This window comes from Amycolatopsis sp. cg9 (assembly GCF_041346945.1).
In the GTDB taxonomy this organism is placed as follows: domain Bacteria; phylum Actinomycetota; class Actinomycetes; order Mycobacteriales; family Pseudonocardiaceae; genus Amycolatopsis.
This window is the reverse complement of record NZ_CP166850.1, coordinates 8,780,984-8,796,916: the sequence shown is the minus strand read 5'-3', so window position 1 is coordinate 8,796,916 and position 15,933 is coordinate 8,780,984. Positions and strand designations below refer to the sequence as shown.

The window sequence follows — 15,933 nt, the reverse complement described above, 5'->3', positions numbered from 1 at the left end:
CGGTTCCTTTCGCTGCGCACGCAAGAAGATCGACATCGTCAGTCAAGCAGTGAAAGGATGGTAAATCAAGCGCTTGACTTAATATTGTCGCCCGGAATGCCGGGAACTTCGTTGGTTTATCCAGCACGGGAAGCCGGGCGAGCTGGTGAAGCCGGATCAGCCCCGCTGCGACCGGACCGTCGACGTGGATCAGCCCGGGGCGCGGCAGGTCGTCGAAGGGTTCGCCGGCCTCACGGCCACGTCGCGGGACGCCCGTGCTCGGCGCGGACCTTCTTGCCGGTTCCGCGGGGGAAGCCGTGCTTGCCGAGCCGGACTTCGGCGAGCTCGTCGGCGCTGGTCAAGGTGAAGAACAGGCCGAGGAACAAGCTCAGCGCGAGCCCGGTGAGCAGCAGCGGAACCGGGATCGGGGTGAGGGTGACCACCAGGACGAAGGCCGCCGCGAGCCAGGGCAGCGCTTCGAAGCAGATCCGGATCGCGAACCGGATCAGCCACGTTTTCGCGGTGGCGTCGTGCAGGACCCACTCGCGATAGCGGTCGGGCAGCCGCGCGCCGTAGACGTACCGGATCCACCGCAGCGGCCCTGGCCTCTGCCTGCCCATGGTGGCCCGGGTACCCGCACCGCCACCGCGAAACACCGGCCCCCGCTCCTCAGGCGCGACTCCGCCGGGAGAGGTGGTCCACGACCAGCACGCCGACCGTCGCGAGGCCCACGACCGTCAGGGTCGCGCTGCCGGCGAGGACGCCGACGACGAGCGCGCACGCGCCCGTGACCGCGAGCAGTACGAAGAACAGGCGCCAGCCCTGGGGCGGCCGGCGGAACCGCTGGGCGAGGGTGGGGTCCGTGGCGGAGATCTCGGCTTCGATCCGCTCGAGCGCGCGGCGTTCGTCCTCGGGCAGCATGGGCACCTCTCTCGCCGTGCGGACTCGCGAGGAAGTGGGGTGCCCGCCCGCGCGGCTTTCGCACCGGACCGGGCCGGACGTCACCCGAAAGTGTGGCGGCCCAGAGTCAGGCCGGCACCGCGCCCCCGGCGAGCAGCCACGCCACGTGGTCCCCACCTGACCGGCAGTGCGCGCGGGGCAGCACGGCCAATGCCTCGTGCACGGGCTTGGGCACCCGCCGGCGCCACCACCCGCGCGGTGGCCACCGTCGCCGCCGCGGTCAGCAGGCCGGGTGTGGTCCACGTCGGTGCCTCCGCCGCCCCGGGGAGGGCCGTCGGCAGTGCCGGCGGTACGTCGTGCGGGGAGCCCGCCCGGCCGGCGAACGGCGCTGTCGCGGTGCCGCCGCAGGTGCTATACCGGCAGCTGCCCGGTGTCGCGTCGACGCGATGCCACGAGCGAGCGGAGTGTCTGGTGGCGAACCGTGCTTTGCGCTCATCCACCGTGGTGGCGGCCCTGACCGCGCCGGTCCTCCTGCTGGGGCCGGCGGCCGCGGTGGCCGCTCCCGGTACCCCGCCCGGGCGGCAGCTGACGATCGAGAGCGTGTCGAACCCGCGGCCGGCGCTCGTCAGCGGCGGCCAGGTCCTGGTCAAGGTCGTCCCGCCGGCGCGACCCGTGCGGGTCGACGTCAGCGCCAACGGCCACGACGTCACAGCGGGGTTCCGGGCCCAGCCCGACGGCAGCCTGCTCGGCCTGGTGACCGGCCTGCGCGACGGCGCCAACGAGCTGAGCGCCCGGACGAGCGGACGCGGCCCGGAGCAGCGGGCGAACCTGCGCGTCACCAACCACCCGGGCACCGGGCCGGTCTTCTCCGGCTCGCAGCAGCTCCCGTTCTACTGCGAGACCCAGGCGTTCGGCCTGCCGCCGGCGGTGCAGCCGTTCTGCAGCGCCCCGACCCAGGTGAGCTACCGGTACAAGACCACCGCCGGGGTGTTCGCGCCGCTGGCGGACCCGGCGGCCCGGCCGGCGGACCTCGCGACGGCCACGGTCGGCGGCCACGCGGTGCCGTACGTGGTCCGCGTCGAGCGCGGCACGATCGACCGCGCCGTCTACGAGCTGGCGGCGCTCTACGACGGCGAGCCGTCGCCCGTGGCGCCGGACCGCGGCTGGAACGGGAAGCTGGTCTACACCTTCGGCGGCGGGTGCAACGCGGGCTACCACCAAGGCACCTCGACCGGCGGGGTCGTCAACGACCTGTTCCTGGCCCAGGGGTACGCGGTCGCGTCGTCGAGCCTGAACGTGCTCGACAACAACTGCAGCCCGATCATCTCGGCCGAAGCGGCGATGATGGTCAAGGAGCACTTCATCGAGACCTACGGCCCGGTCGCCCACACGATCGGCTGGGGTGGCTCGGGCGGGGCGATCCAGCAGTACGACATCGCCGAGAACTACCCCGGCATCGTCGACGGCATCATCCCCGGCGTGTCGTTCCCGGACCCGCTGAGCGTGGGCGGCCCGGTGTCGGACTGCCGCCTGCTGAACCAGTACTTCGCCGGGCCCGGCGCGTCGTTCACCGCGGCGCAGAAGCAGGCCGTCGCGGGCTTCGCCAGCTACGACACCTGCGTTTCCTGGGAGCAGACCTTCGCCAACCGCGCCACCGCGACCGGCAGCTGCAACGCGGCCATCCCGGTCGCGGCCCGCTGGGATCCGGTCACCAACCCGCGCGGGGTGAAGTGCAACTCCAACGAGCAGCTGGCCAACCAGCTCGGGCGCGACCCGAAGACCGGGTTCGTGCGCAGCCCGCTGGACACCACCGGCGTGCAGTACGGGTTGGCCGCGCTGAAGTCCGGGACGATCACCGCGGCGCAGTTCGCCGACCTCAACGCCGCCATCGGCGGGCTCGACCACACCGGAAAGCCCGTGGCGCAGCGGATCGCCGCCGATCCGAAGGCGCTCGAGACGGTGTACGCCGAAGACATCGTGAACTCGGCTTCGCAGGGCTTGCGGGAGACGCCGATCATCGACCAGCGGACCGACCTGGACCTCGCCGGGTTCGGCAACGACATCCACACCACCGAGTGGTCTTACGTGATGCGGCAACGGCTTCTGCGGGCCAACGGCACCGCGGGCAACCAGGTCATCATCGAAAACCACCCCACCGCACCCGAAGCGGCGGCCGCCGGCGCCTACGAGCTCGACGCGATGGACCGCTGGCTCACCGCGATCGACGCCGACGCTTCGCACCGGACTCCCCAGCAGAAGGTGCTGGCGAACCGCCCGGCCGATCTCGGCGACGGGTGCTACCTCTCCGCCGCGTCCCGGATCACCGAGAAGCTGACGTACCCGGCGAGCGGCCGGTGCGGCGCGCAGTACCCGGTGGCGGCCAACACCCGGATGGTGGCGGGCGAGAGCCTCTCGCTGGACGTGCTGAAGTGCCGGCTGAAGCCGCTGGACTTCCGCGACTACCCGGTCACCTTCACGGCCGCGGACCAGGAGCGGCTGCGCGCGGCCTTCCCCGGCGGGGTGTGCGACCACCGCCGCCCGGGCGTCGGCCAGCACCCGCCGATCGGGACCTGGCTGAGCTACGGCGACGAACGGACGGGGACCACCCCGCCGACGAAGCCGCGGTGAGTCCCGCCGTGGTCAGCCGATCGGGAACGTGGTGCCGATGCCCATGCCGGTGATCCACTCGGGGACCGGTTCGTAGCTGGTCCACTTCAGGGGTGCGGCGGTCGCCGCCTGGCCGATCAGCCAGCAGCGGACCTCGTGGCCGCCGCTGCCGGCCAGTGCTTCCAGCTTCTCGTGGCCGAGTGCGGCCACCGAGTCGGGGTCGTCCGCGGTCAGGCGGCCGAGGAACCAGGTGTCCCACTCCGGGTTGACCCGGGCGGTGGGGTCGCCCGCCATGGCGCGGACGCGGGGTTCGCGGGCTGCCGCGAAGGCGTGGATGTTCGCGCGGCCGTGGATCAGGGACTCGCGGCGCTCGCCCGCCACCTCGCGCGGGTCGTTGGACGGGAGCCAGTGCGACAGGCCGCCGCTCGCCGCCACCAGCACGCGGCCGGGGGAGCCCGGCGCGCGCAGCGCCTCGCCCAGCGCCCGGCCCAGCGCGACGCACCGCCGCAGCGAGGGCAGCGGGGGTGCCGCGGTGTTGACCACCAGCGGGACCATCGGCAGCGCGGTGCCGCCGGTGAGCATCTCGTACGTCTGCACGATGCCGTGGTCGACGGTGAGCGAGTACGACAGCGACACGTCGAAGCCGGCGTCGGTCAGTCCGTTGTGGACGGACCAGGCGAGCTCGCCCGCCACCGGGAGCGGGCCTTCGGTGCTGCCGAAGTCCCCGAAGCCGGTCGCGTGCTCGACGCCGAGGACGAACGGGGGCATCACGTCGTAGAAGTTGCCGTGGAAGTGGTCGGGGCCGATGACGACGATCGCGTCCGGTGCCAGTGCTTCCACCGCGCGGCGCGCCGAAGCCGCGTCGGCGAGGAACTTCGCGCCCGGGCCACCGGCCGGCGGGGGTGGCAGCAGGGTCGCGAACGGGCTGTGGGACATGCCGGCGAACCCGGCGATCTCGGCCATCAGGACGGGTCCCCGCCGGTCAGCAGCCACCTGCGGTGGACGTCGAGGAACTCGCCGACCTGCTCCCACTGCGGCCAGTGGCCGGCGTCGTCGATGACGTGCAGCAGGGCGTCCGGCAGCCAGCCCAGCAGCAGCTCGGCCTCGTCGAGGCCGCCGGTGGGGTCGTGGCCGGTCCACAGCAGCAACGTCGGCGCGGTCACGCGCGACACCCACGACGGATCCCACGCGAAGTCCTTGCGCACCTCGGGGTCCTGCAGCACGAGCGTGTTGCCGATGGCCTGGACGAACCCCGGCCGGGAGTACACCCGGCGGCGCAGGTGCACCAGCTCGTCGGTGACCATCTCCTTGTGGTGGAACAGGAACTCGACGCGGCGGCGGACGGTCTCGTCGCTCGGGTCGAGCACCGCGGCCATCGTGCTGTCCCGCATCTTGGTCATCACCTCGGGCTTGTTGGCGATGTTGCCGGGCGTGTTGAGCACCAGCCGGTCGACGCGGTCCGGGTGGTGGGCGGCGGTCCACGCGACCACCCAGCCCCCGAGCGACTCGCCGGACAGGTGCGCGCGCCCGATGCCGAGGGTGTCCAAAAGGGACACCAGGTGCGCCGAGAGGACGTCGATCGTGTACGGCCGGTCCGGCAGGTCCGACCAGCCGTGGCCGACCATGTCGTAGACCGTGACGCGGAAGTCGCGCGCCAGGCCGGCCAGGTCGCGGGCGTACGCCTCGAGGTGCCCGCCGGTGCCGTGCAGCAGCACCAGGTCCGGTCCGGCGCCCGCCCGCAGGACACGGGTGCGCACCGGCTGCCCGTCCAGCGGCACGTCGACGTAGCGCAGGGTGTGCTCGAGTTCGCCCAGCTCGCCCCAGATCCCGACGTGGTCGGGGATCGGCGGGGCGCTGCGTCCGGTGGTCGTCACTGGTCCTCCCGGTGGTCGGCGCGGGCTTCGGCGATGGTCGCCAGGCCCGCGCTCTGCCGGCGGCCGAGCCCGAACAGGCCGAGCAGCCGCGAGTTTTCGATGGTCAGGAACTCGGCCGGGTGCTCGGCCGAGTCGTTGTAGTGGCGGTGCCAGGTCCACGGCGGGGTGTAGACGAACGACCCCGCCGTCCACGTGACGGTCTCGTCCTCGATCTCGCTGTGCCCGTCGCCGGTCAGGACGAAGTGGACGGTTTCGTGGTGGTGGCGCTGCACGTCCGAGCTCTCACCGGCCGGGATGACCTGCCGGAAGAGCTCGAACGTCGTGGTCGGCAGCTTCCCGGCGATCCGCAGCGACGTCGGGTTCGGGACGGCGCCCGGCGGGATCTCCTCGAGCTCGCTGTCGTGCACGACGAGCGGGCGTTGTTCGCCGGGGCGGACGGCGTGGCCGATGCTCGCGAGGAAGTCGGGCATCGCGAAGCCGGGTCCGGACGTGGTCATGGCGCACCTTTCGCATCAGGCCGGGCATTCCGTGCGGCCGCCGTCGACCGCCAGCACCGTCCCGTTGACGTACCCCGCTTCGGGGGACGCGAGGAACGCCACCGCGGCCGCGACCTCGCGGGGTGCCGCGGCCCGCCCGGCGGGGATGGCGGCGAGGTCCTCGGCCAGCGCCGTCGCGACGTCGACGCCGGCCACCCCGGCCCGGCCGCGCACCACCTCGAGGCGCCGCGCGGTGAGCGTCGCACCGACGGCGACGCAGTTGACGGTGACACCCCGGTCGGCGTACTCGAGCGCGGCCAGCTTCGCCGCCGACGTCGTCGCCGAGCGCAGCACGGTCGACGCGGCGAGGCCCGGCTGCGGCTGGCGCACCGCGGTCGAGGTCAGCACGACGACGCGGCCGAACCCGCGCTCGGCCATCGCGGGCAGCGCGGCGCGCAGCAGGGCCAGGGGGCCGACGACCAGCAGGTCGAGGTCGTGGTGCCACTGCTCGGCGGGGACGTCGAACACCGGGCCCGGCGCGGGACCGCCCGCGTTGGCGACCAGGACGTCGAGCGAGCCGTGCCGCTCGCGCACGCGGTCCACGGCGCCGGCCGCCGCGGCCGGGTCCGCCAGGTCGCAGACGACGTAGTCGGCGCCGGGGCCGAGCTCGAGCGCGGTCTCGGCCAGGGTGGTCTCCGTGCGCCCGGCGAGGACCACGCGGTGGCCGCGCGCGTGCAGCGCGGCCGCGCAAGCCGAGCCGATGCCACCGGCGCCGCCGCCGACGAGGGCGACGCGGCGCCGGTTCGCGAAGGACTGGTTGGTCTCCATGATGTGCCCTACATTCGGCCCATGACCCCCGGCGGCCAAGGATGAGTCCCACTGCCCGGGACTCCGGCGCGCTCGAACGGGCCGCCGCGCTGCTGGACGCGTTCGACGTGACCCACCGCGAGCTCACCCTCGCCCGGCTCGTCGAACGCTCGGGCCTGCCGCGCTCGACCGTGCACCGCACCGCGGCCCGGATGATCGAGCTCGGCTGGCTGGACAAGCCGGGGGAGAAGTACCGGATCGGCAACCGCCTGTTCGAGCTGTCCGGCCTGGTACCGGTGCGCCACGAGCTGCGCGAAGCGGTGCTGCCCTACCTGCAGGACCTCTACGCCGCCGCGAAGACCACCGTTCAGCTCGGCGTGCTCGAGGGCACCCGGATCCTGGTCGTCGAGAAGATCAGCGGGCACCGCCCGCTGCCGATGCTCGACCAGGTCGGCGGCTTCATCCCGGCACACTGCTCCGGCCTCGGCCGGGCGATCCTCGCCTGGGCGGACGCGGAAACGGTCGGGGCGGTGGTGGCGGCCGGGCTCGCCCGGCGCACCCCGCGCACGATCACCACCGCCGACGCGCTGGAGCGCGAGCTCGCCGTCGTCCACGAGCAGGGCTGGGCCTACGACCGCGAAGAGGGCAACCCCGGCATCAGCTGCGTCGCGGCGCCGATCTTCGACTTCACCGGCGGCGTCACGGCCGCGCTGTCGGTCACCGGGCCGAGCGCCGCGGTGCAGCCGGACCGGATCGGGCCGGCGGTGCGGATGGCGGCCGCGGCGGCGAGCCGCGCCTACTCCGCCCGGCGGTGGGCGGTGGCCCGGCCGGAGCTGCCGTCCCAGTGAGCAGGACTCCCGGTTGGCCCGCGGCGTCCCGCTGATGAACGCTGTGCGGACGCCGGACCGGGCACCGCCCCGGCGGCCTCGACGAGGAGGAGCAGGGCATGCGCGTCGCGATCATCGGAGCCGGGCTCGCCGGGCTGACCACGGCCAAGGCGCTGCTGCGGGCCGGGCACGACGTCGAGGTCTTCGACAAGGCGCCGGACGTCGGCGGGGTGTGGAGCCGGACCCGGCGCTACCCCGGGCTGACGACGCAGAGCCCGAAGGCGCAGTACTCCTTTTCGGACTTCCCGATGCCGCGCGAGTTCCCGGAATGGCCGACCGGTGCCCAGGTCCAGGAGTACCTGGCCGCCTACGCCGACGAGTTCGGCGTCACGCCGCACGTGCGCCTCGGCACCGAGGTGACGTCGGTGGTGCCCGACGGCGGCCGGTGGGTGGTGACCACCGCGGCGCAGGGGGCCGCGGGGTTCGACCGGGTGGTGGTCGCGAACGGCGTGTTCTGCGAGCCCGCGCTCCCGGACTACCCGGGCCGGGCGGAGTTCGAGGCGGCCGGCGGGCGGCTGCTGGCCGGCTCGGACTTCCACGACGTCGAGGACGCGCGCGGCGAGCACGTGCTCGTGGTCGGCTACGGCAAGTCCGCCTGCGACGTGACGGTCGCGATCAGCGGCGTCGCCGCGAGCACCGACGTCATCGCGCGGCAGCTGCTGTGGAAGGTGCCGCGCAGGATCGCCGGCGTGCTCAACTTCAAGATGCTGCTGCTGACCCGGCTGGGCGAGGCGCTGTTCCGCTACCGGTGGCTGCGGGGCTTCGAGAAGTTCCTGCACGGACCGGGAAACCGGCTGCGGCGGGCGATGCTGAACTCGATCGGGACGGTGTCGGTGCGCCAGTTCGGCCTCGCCCGGCACGACCTGGTGCCGCGCGGGCGGATGGAGGACATCGTCAAGAACGCGATCGGCCTGGCCACCGAGGGCTTCTTCGAAGGGGTCGCCGACGGCTCGATCCGCGTCCGCCGCGACCAGGTGATCAAGCGGCTGTTCGCCGACAACGGGCCGAAAGCCGAGTTGGCCGACGGCACGGTGCTGCCCGCCGGTCTCGTCGTCTGCGCCACCGGCTTCACCCAGGGCGTGCCGTTCCTGCCCGCGCCCGTCCAGGAGCGGCTGTTCGACGAGCGCCGGAACTTCCTGCTGTACCGGCAGATCCAGCCGATCGGCGTGCCGGGGCTGTACTTCAACGGCTACAACTCGTCGTTCTTCAGCCCGCTCAACGCCGAGCTGGCGGCCCTGTGGATCGCGGCCGACCTGGCCGGCGCGCTCACCCTGCCGCCCGAGGCTGCGCGCCGTGAAGACGCCGTCGCCCAGGTCGCCTTCCTGGACGTCGCGACCGGGGCGCACCACTGCCGCGGCACGAAGATCATCCCGTTCTCCATCCACAACGCCGACGAGGTGCTCGGCGACCTCGGTGTCCAGCTGGGCCGGTTCACCCGGTTCACGCACTGGCTGAACCCGGTCGCGCCCGCGGCGTACCGCTCGTTGCCGCCGAAGGTGCTGGCCCGCCTGGGAAGCACCCCCGAACCCGCCAACGCCCCGCTGTAGAAAGGAGTCCGCGATGGACACCGTGACGACCGGAGTGCTCCGCCCCGGCGACGGGACGAACCTCGGCGCGATCGGGCTGGGCATCCACGCCCGGCTCACCGGCGCCGACACGAACGGCGCGTACTCGCTGTTCGAATACGTCGTGCCGCCGGGCCTCGGCGGCCCGCCCACCCACGTCCACAGCCGCGAGGACGAGCTGTTCACGTGCGTCCGGGGGCGCGTCGAGGTCGAGCTCGACGGCGTCCGGCACGTCCTCGGCCAGGGCGACTCGCTGCTGCTGCCGCGCGGGGTGCCGCACGTGTTCCGCAACCCGTTCGACGAGGAGACCCGCATCATCGCGGTGGTTTCCCCGCCGGGGCTGGAGAACTACTACCAGGAGCTGTCCGAGCTGCCGCCCGGGCGTGACATGAAGCTCGTCGCGGAAGTGATGACCCGCTACGGCCTGAGCCTGCGGAAGTGAACGCCGAGCGGATGGTCCGCGAAATGTGCGCGGCGGTCGACGCGGGCGACGCCGAGGCGTTCGCCGCGTGGTTCGCCGACGACGCCACCTACGTGTTCGGCAACGCCGAGCCGCTGACCGGCCGCGCCGCGATCACCGCGGCGACGGCCGGTGCGGCCGGGGCCCTGCCGTGGGTCCGCCACGTCGTCGACCAGGTCGCCGTGGTGGATGGCGACCAGCTGTTCTGCCGCTTCACGATCGAAACGGAGTCACCCGCGGGAAAGCCGCTGGCACTGCCTTGTGTGACGGTGATCCGGCTCGAGGGGGAGCGGATCGTCGACTACCGCGTGCACCTGGACCTCACACCGGCGTTGTGATCGCCGGCTCGCGCGCCCCGCTGCGTTCGGCGCCGACGCCGGCCGCCACGACGAACAGGACCCCGGCCACCGCGCCGGCGTTCGGGACCTGGTGCAGCACGACGAACCCGATCGTCAGGGCGATGGCCGGCTCCAGGCTCATCAGCGTGCCGAACGACGAGGCGTTCAGCCGGCGCAGGGCGAGCATTTCCAGGCTGAACGGGATCACCGGCAGCAGCACCGCGAGCCCGAGGCCGGCGAGCAGCAGCTCCCAGGTCAGGTGGCCGAACACGGCCGGGCCGGAGACGAGCGTGGCCACGACGCCGGCCACCGGCATCGACACGGCGAGCCCGCGCACGCCCGCCACCTCGTCGCCGACCCGTTGCGTGAGCAGGATGTAGGCCGCCCAGCACACCGCGGACGCGAGCGCGTAGCCGACGCCGAGCAGGTCCGCGCCACCCCGCCACGGTTCGGTCAGCAGGACCACGCCGGCGGCGGCGAGGACGGGCCACAGCTTCTTGCCGCCGCGCCCGCGGGTGACGGCGACCGTGAGCGGCCCGAGGAACTCCAGCGCGCTCGCCGTGCCCAGCGGCAGCAGGGCCACCGCCTTCATGAACAGCACGGTCATCCCGGCCGTGACCACGCCGAGGCCGCAGCAGGCGAGGAAGGTGCTCCGCCGGAACGACGACGGCCGCGGCCGGACCAGCACCAGCAGCAGCACCCCGGCCCAGGCCAGGCGGAGCCACGCCGCTCCGTCCGGGCCGATGCGGTCGAAGAGGCCGACGGACACGGCGAGACCGAGCTGGACGCAGAGCATGGCGGCGACCGCGAAGGCGGCGCCGGTACGGGTGGAGGAGAGCACGTACCGAGCAAAACGCACCCACACCGTTCGTGTCCACGTGCCGATCGTGGAAGTACCGTTCACGAATCGTGGACAATCGCGGGATGGACACCCGCAGGCTGCAGTTCCTCCTCGAACTGTCCCGCCACGGCTCGATGCGCGCCGTGGCGGACGTCCTCGGCACCACGACGTCCACGGTCTCGCAGCAGATCGCGACCTTGGCGAAGGAGACCGGCGCGCCCCTGCTCGAACCGGACGGCCGCCGCGTGCGGCTCACCCCCGCGGGACGGCGCCTGGCCGAGCACGCCGTGACGATCCTGGCCGCGGTGGAGGCCGCGCGCGCCGCTCTGGACCCCGGCGCCGAACCGGCAGGCACCGTGCGCGTGGCCGGGTTCGCCACGGCCGTGCGGCGATCCGTGCTGCCGGCGGCGACCGCGCTCGCCGAGCACCACCCGCGGGTCGAGCTGCGGATCAGCGAGTACGAACCGCAGGAGGCCTTCGCGGCGCTGCTGGCCGACGACATCGACCTCGCCCTCACCTACGACTACGACCTCGCTCCGGCGAGCGTCGACCCGGCGATCACGGTAAGTCCACTGTGGACCGCGCACTGGGGCCTCGCGGTGCCGGCGGCCGACGCGGCCCGTGCCGGCGCCGGCGGCACGGTGGCGGTGTTCGAGGCGTTCCGCGACCACGGCTGGATCGTCAACTCCCGCAACACCGCCGACGAGGACGTGGTCCGCCGGCTGGCGTCGACGGCGCGGTTCACTCCGCGCGTGACGCACCGCGCGGACAGCCTGGAGCTGGTGGAGGACCTGATCGCGACGGGCCCGGCGCCGGCGGTGGGCCTGCTGCCGGCGGGACGCGCGGTGCGGGCCGGGGTCGCGTTGCTGCCACTGGCCGGACCGGACGTGCGGCAGCGGGCGTTCGCCTGCACCCGGCGCGGGCGGGAAGTGTGGCCGCCGCTGGCGCTGGTGCTGGGGTTGCTGGCGCGCTGACGTGGCCTTGTGGTGCGAACACCCCACAGCGTGGTGCTCACCACCGCATTAGCGTGCGAGGCAGTGAATCGCGGACGATCCGCGGGTTCGCGGGTCTCACCTCCCTCGCCCGAAAGGTGTTCCTGTCATGCGCATCCGTCTTGTGCTGTCCCTGTTCGCGCTGATGGCCGCGTGCGGTACCGCGGCGGCCGCCCCCGTGGCCGCCGACCCCGGGCCGGTGATGGTCGCCGCCGACGCCTGCTACAGCTGGGGGCGCACGCTGTCGCAAGGCGCGTCCGGTGAGGACGTCCGGCAGCTGCAGATCCGCGTCGCCGGTTATCCCGGTTACGGCGGGGTCCTGGCCCTCGACGGCCAGTTCGGGCCGGGGACGAAAGCCGCGGTCACCCGGTTCCAGCAGGCGTACGGGCTCGGCGCGGACGGCATCGCCGGGCCCGCGACGTTCGCGAAGATCTACCAGCTGCAGGACGACGACTGCACCCCGGTCAACTTCAGCTACGCCGAGCTGAACCGGTGCAACTCGGACTGGTCGGGCGGCAACGTCCCCGCCGCGACCGCGAAGGCCAACGCGCTGGTTTCGATGTGGAAGCTGCAGGCGATGCGGCACGCCATGGGGGACCGCCCGATCGTGGTCAACGGCGGTTTCCGCAGCGTCGCCTGCAACAACGCGGTCGGCGGGGCGGCCGCCAGCCGGCACCTCTACGGCGACGCGGTCGACCTCGGGGCCGGGGCGCAGGGCTTCTGCGGACTGGCGAAGCAGGCCCGGAACCACGGCTTCAGCGAGATCCTCGGGCCGGGATACCCCGGGCACAGCGACCACACGCACGTGGCGCACCGGCCGAGCCGGTTCTGGTCGGCGTCGTCCTGCGGGATCTGACGCCGCTCCGCCGCCCGGCGGGTGTGAAACCGCCGGGCGGCGAAGGGCGCCGGGTCAGCGGCGCACCAGCTCCACGACCGGGATGAGCCGGGAGACGTTGGCCTGGTATTCGCCGAACTGGGGGCGCTGCTCGACGTTCTTGGCGTAGATCTCGTCCCGCTCGGGTCCGGTGATCTCCGTCGCCCGCACGGGGAACGTCTCGTCGCCGAACTCGACGGTCACGTCGGGGTGGGCCATCAGGTTGTAGTACCACCCCGGGTTCTCCGGCAGGCCGGCCTTGCTGGCGAAGACGAACAGGCGCTCGCCCTCGGCGTAGCATGCCAGCGGGGAGACGCGCTCGACGCCCGACCGGGCACCGAAGTGGTGCACCAGGATGAGGGTCTCACCGGCGAACCCGCCGCTGAGTTCACCGCCGTTGGCGCGGTACTCGTCGATGACTTTGGCGTTGATCTCGTCAAAATCGGGCATGGCTCCCTTTCTCCGTTACCGCACACTCCGCCGTCCTGACGAGCGGTGTCACCGCCAGCGTATCGGGACCGGGGAAATTTCAGGCGGCCGTTTCGGCGGTTGCGGTCAACACCGCACGACCGAGGATGTGGCCCGCCATGGTGAAGCCGAGAACGGCCGGCGTGGAGTCCGCCGGGACGCCGATGGAGCCGACGTCGAGGGCGTGCACCACGACGAAGTAGCGGTGCGGTCCGTGCCCGGCGGGCGGCGCGGCGCCCAGGAAGCGGGTCGCGCGGGCGTCGTTGGGCAGCTGGAACGCGCCCTCCGGCAGGCCCGAGCCGGTGTCGTCGCCGGCGCCCTCGGGCAGTTCCGCGACGGTGGCCGGGATGTCGGCGACCGCCCAGTGCCAGAACCCGGAGCCGGTGGGGGCGTCGGGGTCGTAGACGGTGACGGCGTAGCTCTTGGTGCCTTCCGGCGCGCCGCTCCAGGACAGCTGCGGGGAGCGGTCTTCGCCGCCCGGGACCCCCGAGGAGAACTGCGCGCGAGGCCAGGTCGCGCCGTCGGCGACCGTGGTGCTGGTGACGGCGAAGGCAGCGGCTTCGGGGAGGCGGGCGAACGGGTCGTTGACGGTCATCGGTGGTCCTTCCGGGAGGTCGTCTCATCGATGATAGTACAGATAATCGATTATTGACGGTAACATCTATACTTCGGGTCATGGGTCAGATGCTGTCGGAGCAGGTCTACGCACACCTGCGGGACGCGATCATGCGCGGGGACTACGCCCCCGGTGAGGCGCTCAAGCCCCAGGACCTCGCCCGGGACCAGGGGGTGAGCCTGGCCGTCGTGCGCGAGGCGCTCGTGCGGGTGGTCGGGGACGGCCTGGCCGACCGGCTGCCGAACCGCGGCTTCGCCGTCCCGGCGTTCTCCGACCGGCGCTGGCAAGAGATCACCGAAGCGCGGCGGACCGTCGAGCCGGTCGTGCTGCGCCTGTCCGTCGAGCGCGGCGACGTGGACTGGGAGGCGCGCGTGCGGGCCGCGCACCACCGGCTGGCCCGCACCGAGCCGTATGCGCCGGGCGAAGGCGAGCACTACAGCAGCGCCTGGTCCGAAGCCCACCGGATCTTCCACCGCACCCTGCTGGAGGGGTGCGGCAACGCGGCCCTGCTCGAGACCTTCGACCGGATGTGGGCCGCGAGCGAGCTGGCCCGCCGCTGGTCGGCGCGCCGCGCCCCCGAGCGGGACGCCGTCGGCGAGCACCGCCGTCTGGAAGAAGCGGTCCTCGACCGAGACGCCGACACCGCGGCCGAGCTGCTCGCCCGCCACCTCACGCTGACCGCGGCCGCCCTCGGCGGCTGATTCCGGGCGGCGGGGGTATTCCGGGCAAGAATGCCGCGCATGCCCATTCGCAGTGGGGCCGCGGTCGCGATTCCTGTTAGCGTCGAAAGCGAATTCCGCGAGCCGGGAAACCGATACCGGTCCCGGGCGGAAGCCGACTTTTCCCCCGCTGGAGGTGCTGTTGTGCGCGTGTTCGTCACGGGCGCGTCGGGCTGGATCGGGTCCGCGATCGTCCCCGAGCTGGTCGAAGCCGGGCACGAGGTCACCGGGCTCGCCCGATCGGCCGCCGCGGCCGCCGTCGTCGAGGCGCGGGGTGCCGCGGTCGTCCCCGGCTCGGTCGAAGACCTCGGCGTGCTGCGCGAGGCGGCCGCGAAAGCCGATGCCGTCGTGCACCTGGCCTTCCGGCACGACATCGCGTTCGACGGCGGGTTCGCCGACGCGGTCGCGTCCGACGTCGCGGCGATCGAAGCCATGGGCGCGGGCCTGCCGCCCGGCGGGGCGATCGCCGTCGCCGCGGGCATGCTCGGGCACGGCCCGGGCGGCCGCCCCACCACCGAGCGGGACGGGGCCACCCCCGGCGGCGTGGGCGAAGCCCGCCGTCCACCGAGCGACGCCGCCCTCGCCCTGGCCGGCCGCGGCCTGCGGCCGTCGGTCGTGCGGCTGTCCCCGACCGTCCACGGCGAAGGCGACGCCGGCTTCCTGGCCACCCTCGTGGACCTCGCCCGCGAGCACGGCGTTTCCGGCTTCCCCGGCGACGGGACGGCCCGCTGGCCCGCCGTGCACCGCCGCGACGCCGCCCGCCTGCTACGGCTGGCGATCGAAGTGGCACCGGCGGGGTCGGTGCTGCACGCCGTCGCCGACGAGGGCATCCCGGTGCGCGAGATCGCCGGAACCATCGGACGCCGCTTGGGTGTCCCGGTGCGCTCGATCCCGCCTGAGCGGGTGGACGAGCACTTCGGGTTCCTCGGCCTCTTCCTCCGCATCGACGGCCCGGCTTCGGCCGCGCTCACCCAGGAGGTCACGGGCTGGGAACCGCGGGAGCTGGGTCTGCTTGAGGACCTGGCGCAGGGGCACTATTTCGCGTCCGGTGCGAGCGGTGGGAAGTGGGGCTGATCGAGCGCCGGGAGACCGCGGGCGCCGGGTCGCGGTGTCCCGGCCCGGCGTCGGCCGCGCACCCGGGGCTCACGGGTTGGGCGCCGTGCGAGGCGGGCGTGCTTGAGGAATTGGCGCAGGGGCACTATTTCGCGTCCGGTGCGAGCGGTGGGAAGTGGGGCTGATCGAGCGCCGGGAGACCGCGGGCGCCGGGTCGCGGTGTCCCGGCCCGGCGTCGGCCGCGCACCCGGGGCTCACGGGTTGGGCGCCGTGCGAGGCGGGCGTGCTTGAGGAATTGGCGCAGGGGCACTATTTCGCGTCCGGTGCGAGCGGTGGGAAGTGGGGCTGATCGAGCGCCGGGAACCCGCGCCCGCCGGGCCGTGAGGTGCGCGGCGTGGCGCGGTGGTGTCGGGGCAGTCCACTGTGGAACAGCTCTGTTACGGTGGCGGCAGTGCCCACGGGCCGGAAGCGGGCGGC

General features: G+C 73.3%; 18 protein-coding genes. 9 read left to right on the top strand and 9 right to left on the bottom strand.

Annotation, left to right across the window (positions count from 1 at the left end; all coding sequences use genetic code 11):
• Positions 1-230: 230 nt before the first annotated feature.
• Positions 231-599 (bottom strand): DUF5313 family protein, encoded by a 369-nt coding sequence (locus AB5J73_RS40400; RefSeq protein ID WP_370964275.1) that lies wholly within the window; start codon positions 597-599, stop codon positions 231-233.
• A gap of 49 nt (positions 600-648) precedes the next feature.
• Positions 649-900 (bottom strand): DUF3040 domain-containing protein, encoded by a 252-nt coding sequence (locus AB5J73_RS40395; RefSeq protein WP_370964274.1) that lies wholly within the window; start codon positions 898-900, stop codon positions 649-651.
• A gap of 450 nt (positions 901-1,350) precedes the next feature.
• On the opposite strand from AB5J73_RS40395, the gene AB5J73_RS40390 reads away from it, so the two are divergent.
• Complete coding sequence (locus tag AB5J73_RS40390) at positions 1,351-3,507, top strand: DUF6351 family protein (protein WP_370964273.1); 2,157 nt, start codon at positions 1,351-1,353, stop codon at positions 3,505-3,507.
• 12 nt (positions 3,508-3,519) lie between these two features.
• Here AB5J73_RS40390 and AB5J73_RS40385 read toward each other — a convergent pair whose 3' ends face one another.
• The 4 genes from AB5J73_RS40385 to AB5J73_RS40370 are packed head-to-tail and all read right to left on the bottom strand — an operon-like array spanning position 3,520 to position 6,664.
• Positions 3,520-4,449, bottom strand: a complete 930-nt coding sequence (locus AB5J73_RS40385; RefSeq protein WP_370964272.1) for a 2,3-dihydroxyphenylpropionate 1,2-dioxygenase — start codon at positions 4,447-4,449, stop codon at positions 3,520-3,522.
• Positions 4,449-5,360, bottom strand: coding sequence for an alpha/beta fold hydrolase (locus AB5J73_RS40380; RefSeq protein WP_370964271.1), 912 nt, complete (start codon positions 5,358-5,360; stop codon positions 4,449-4,451). The genes AB5J73_RS40385 and AB5J73_RS40380 overlap by 1 nt, the downstream gene beginning before the upstream one ends.
• Positions 5,357-5,857 (bottom strand): cupin domain-containing protein, encoded by a 501-nt coding sequence (locus AB5J73_RS40375; RefSeq protein ID WP_370964270.1) that lies wholly within the window; start codon positions 5,855-5,857, stop codon positions 5,357-5,359. The genes AB5J73_RS40380 and AB5J73_RS40375 overlap by 4 nt, the downstream gene beginning before the upstream one ends.
• Before the next feature lie 15 nt (positions 5,858-5,872).
• Entirely contained in the window at positions 5,873-6,664 is a 792-nt protein-coding gene (locus AB5J73_RS40370) for an SDR family oxidoreductase (protein ID WP_370964269.1), read from the bottom strand.
• Positions 6,665-6,705: 41 nt separating this feature from the next.
• Between AB5J73_RS40370 and AB5J73_RS40365 the strand changes: the two genes are divergently transcribed.
• The 4 genes from AB5J73_RS40365 to AB5J73_RS40350 all read left to right on the top strand — a co-directional run bounded on the left by AB5J73_RS40365 (position 6,706) and on the right by AB5J73_RS40350 (position 9,893).
• Positions 6,706-7,491, top strand: a complete 786-nt coding sequence (locus AB5J73_RS40365; protein ID WP_370964268.1) for an IclR family transcriptional regulator — start codon at positions 6,706-6,708, stop codon at positions 7,489-7,491.
• A 98-nt stretch (positions 7,492-7,589) separates the two neighbouring features.
• Positions 7,590-9,077 (top strand): flavin-containing monooxygenase, encoded by a 1,488-nt coding sequence (locus tag AB5J73_RS40360; RefSeq protein WP_370964267.1) that lies wholly within the window; start codon positions 7,590-7,592, stop codon positions 9,075-9,077.
• Positions 9,078-9,090: 13 nt separating this feature from the next.
• On the top strand, positions 9,091-9,537 hold the full coding sequence (locus tag AB5J73_RS40355) for a cupin domain-containing protein (protein ID WP_370964266.1): 447 nt from the start codon (positions 9,091-9,093) through the stop codon (positions 9,535-9,537).
• Positions 9,534-9,893, top strand: a complete 360-nt coding sequence (locus tag AB5J73_RS40350; RefSeq protein ID WP_370964265.1) for an SgcJ/EcaC family oxidoreductase — start codon at positions 9,534-9,536, stop codon at positions 9,891-9,893. Before AB5J73_RS40355 ends, AB5J73_RS40350 begins: the two co-directional genes overlap by 4 nt.
• On the opposite strand, the gene AB5J73_RS40345 is transcribed toward AB5J73_RS40350, so the two are convergent.
• On the bottom strand, positions 9,877-10,734 hold the full coding sequence (locus AB5J73_RS40345; protein ID WP_370964264.1) for a DMT family transporter: 858 nt from the start codon (positions 10,732-10,734) through the stop codon (positions 9,877-9,879). The two genes, AB5J73_RS40350 and AB5J73_RS40345, sit on opposite strands and share 17 nt — an antisense overlap.
• A gap of 83 nt (positions 10,735-10,817) precedes the next feature.
• On the opposite strand from AB5J73_RS40345, the gene AB5J73_RS40340 reads away from it, so the two are divergent.
• Together AB5J73_RS40340 and AB5J73_RS40335 are read left to right on the top strand one after the other, a co-directional pair.
• On the top strand, positions 10,818-11,708 hold the full coding sequence (locus AB5J73_RS40340) for a LysR family transcriptional regulator (protein ID WP_370964263.1): 891 nt from the start codon (positions 10,818-10,820) through the stop codon (positions 11,706-11,708).
• A gap of 127 nt (positions 11,709-11,835) precedes the next feature.
• A complete protein-coding gene (locus AB5J73_RS40335; RefSeq protein WP_370964262.1) occupies positions 11,836-12,582 on the top strand; it encodes a D-Ala-D-Ala carboxypeptidase family metallohydrolase in 747 nt (248 codons plus the stop codon).
• A gap of 54 nt (positions 12,583-12,636) precedes the next feature.
• On the opposite strand, the gene AB5J73_RS40330 is transcribed toward AB5J73_RS40335, so the two are convergent.
• Both AB5J73_RS40330 and AB5J73_RS40325 read right to left on the bottom strand, forming a co-directional pair.
• Positions 12,637-13,050 carry a nitroreductase/quinone reductase family protein gene (locus AB5J73_RS40330; RefSeq protein WP_370964261.1) on the bottom strand — a complete coding sequence of 138 codons (414 nt, stop codon included), beginning with the start codon at positions 13,048-13,050 and terminating at the stop codon, positions 12,637-12,639.
• 79 nt (positions 13,051-13,129) lie between these two features.
• Positions 13,130-13,663: a YbhB/YbcL family Raf kinase inhibitor-like protein gene (locus AB5J73_RS40325; RefSeq protein WP_370964260.1), complete on the bottom strand. Its 534-nt coding sequence runs from the start codon at positions 13,661-13,663 to the stop codon at positions 13,130-13,132.
• An 89-nt stretch (positions 13,664-13,752) separates the two neighbouring features.
• On the opposite strand from AB5J73_RS40325, the gene AB5J73_RS40320 reads away from it, so the two are divergent.
• Entirely contained in the window at positions 13,753-14,385 is a 633-nt protein-coding gene (locus AB5J73_RS40320; RefSeq protein WP_370973471.1) for a GntR family transcriptional regulator, read from the top strand.
• A 162-nt stretch (positions 14,386-14,547) separates the two neighbouring features.
• Positions 14,548-15,477, top strand: a complete 930-nt coding sequence (locus AB5J73_RS40315; protein WP_370964259.1) for an SDR family oxidoreductase — start codon at positions 14,548-14,550, stop codon at positions 15,475-15,477.
• Positions 15,478-15,933: the final 456 nt, after the last annotated feature.

Bases quoted from the DNA above. Each gene is read 5' to 3' on its own strand.
- AB5J73_RS40325 (WP_370964260.1), bottom strand. From the start codon at position 13,663: ATGACCGTCAACGACCCGTTCGCCCGCCTCCCCGAAGCCGCTGCCTTC.
- AB5J73_RS40400 (WP_370964275.1), bottom strand. From the start codon at position 599: ATGGGCAGGCAGAGGCCAGGGCCGCTGCGGTGGATCCGGTACGTCTAC.
- AB5J73_RS40375 (WP_370964270.1), bottom strand. From the start codon at position 5,857: ATGACCACGTCCGGACCCGGCTTCGCGATGCCCGACTTCCTCGCGAGC.
- AB5J73_RS40340 (WP_370964263.1), top strand. From the start codon at position 10,818: ATGGACACCCGCAGGCTGCAGTTCCTCCTCGAACTGTCCCGCCACGGC.
- AB5J73_RS40395 (WP_370964274.1), bottom strand. From the start codon at position 900: ATGCTGCCCGAGGACGAACGCCGCGCGCTCGAGCGGATCGAAGCCGAG.
- AB5J73_RS40370 (WP_370964269.1), bottom strand. From the start codon at position 6,664: ATGGAGACCAACCAGTCCTTCGCGAACCGGCGCCGCGTCGCCCTCGTC.
- AB5J73_RS40330 (WP_370964261.1), bottom strand. From the start codon at position 13,050: ATGCCCGATTTTGACGAGATCAACGCCAAAGTCATCGACGAGTACCGC.
- AB5J73_RS40360 (WP_370964267.1), top strand. From the start codon at position 7,590: ATGCGCGTCGCGATCATCGGAGCCGGGCTCGCCGGGCTGACCACGGCC.
- AB5J73_RS40355 (WP_370964266.1), top strand. From the start codon at position 9,091: ATGGACACCGTGACGACCGGAGTGCTCCGCCCCGGCGACGGGACGAAC.
- AB5J73_RS40335 (WP_370964262.1), top strand. From the start codon at position 11,836: ATGCGCATCCGTCTTGTGCTGTCCCTGTTCGCGCTGATGGCCGCGTGC.
- AB5J73_RS40365 (WP_370964268.1), top strand. From the start codon at position 6,706: ATGAGTCCCACTGCCCGGGACTCCGGCGCGCTCGAACGGGCCGCCGCG.
- AB5J73_RS40385 (WP_370964272.1), bottom strand. From the start codon at position 4,449: ATGGCCGAGATCGCCGGGTTCGCCGGCATGTCCCACAGCCCGTTCGCG.
- AB5J73_RS40320 (WP_370973471.1), top strand. From the start codon at position 13,753: ATGCTGTCGGAGCAGGTCTACGCACACCTGCGGGACGCGATCATGCGC.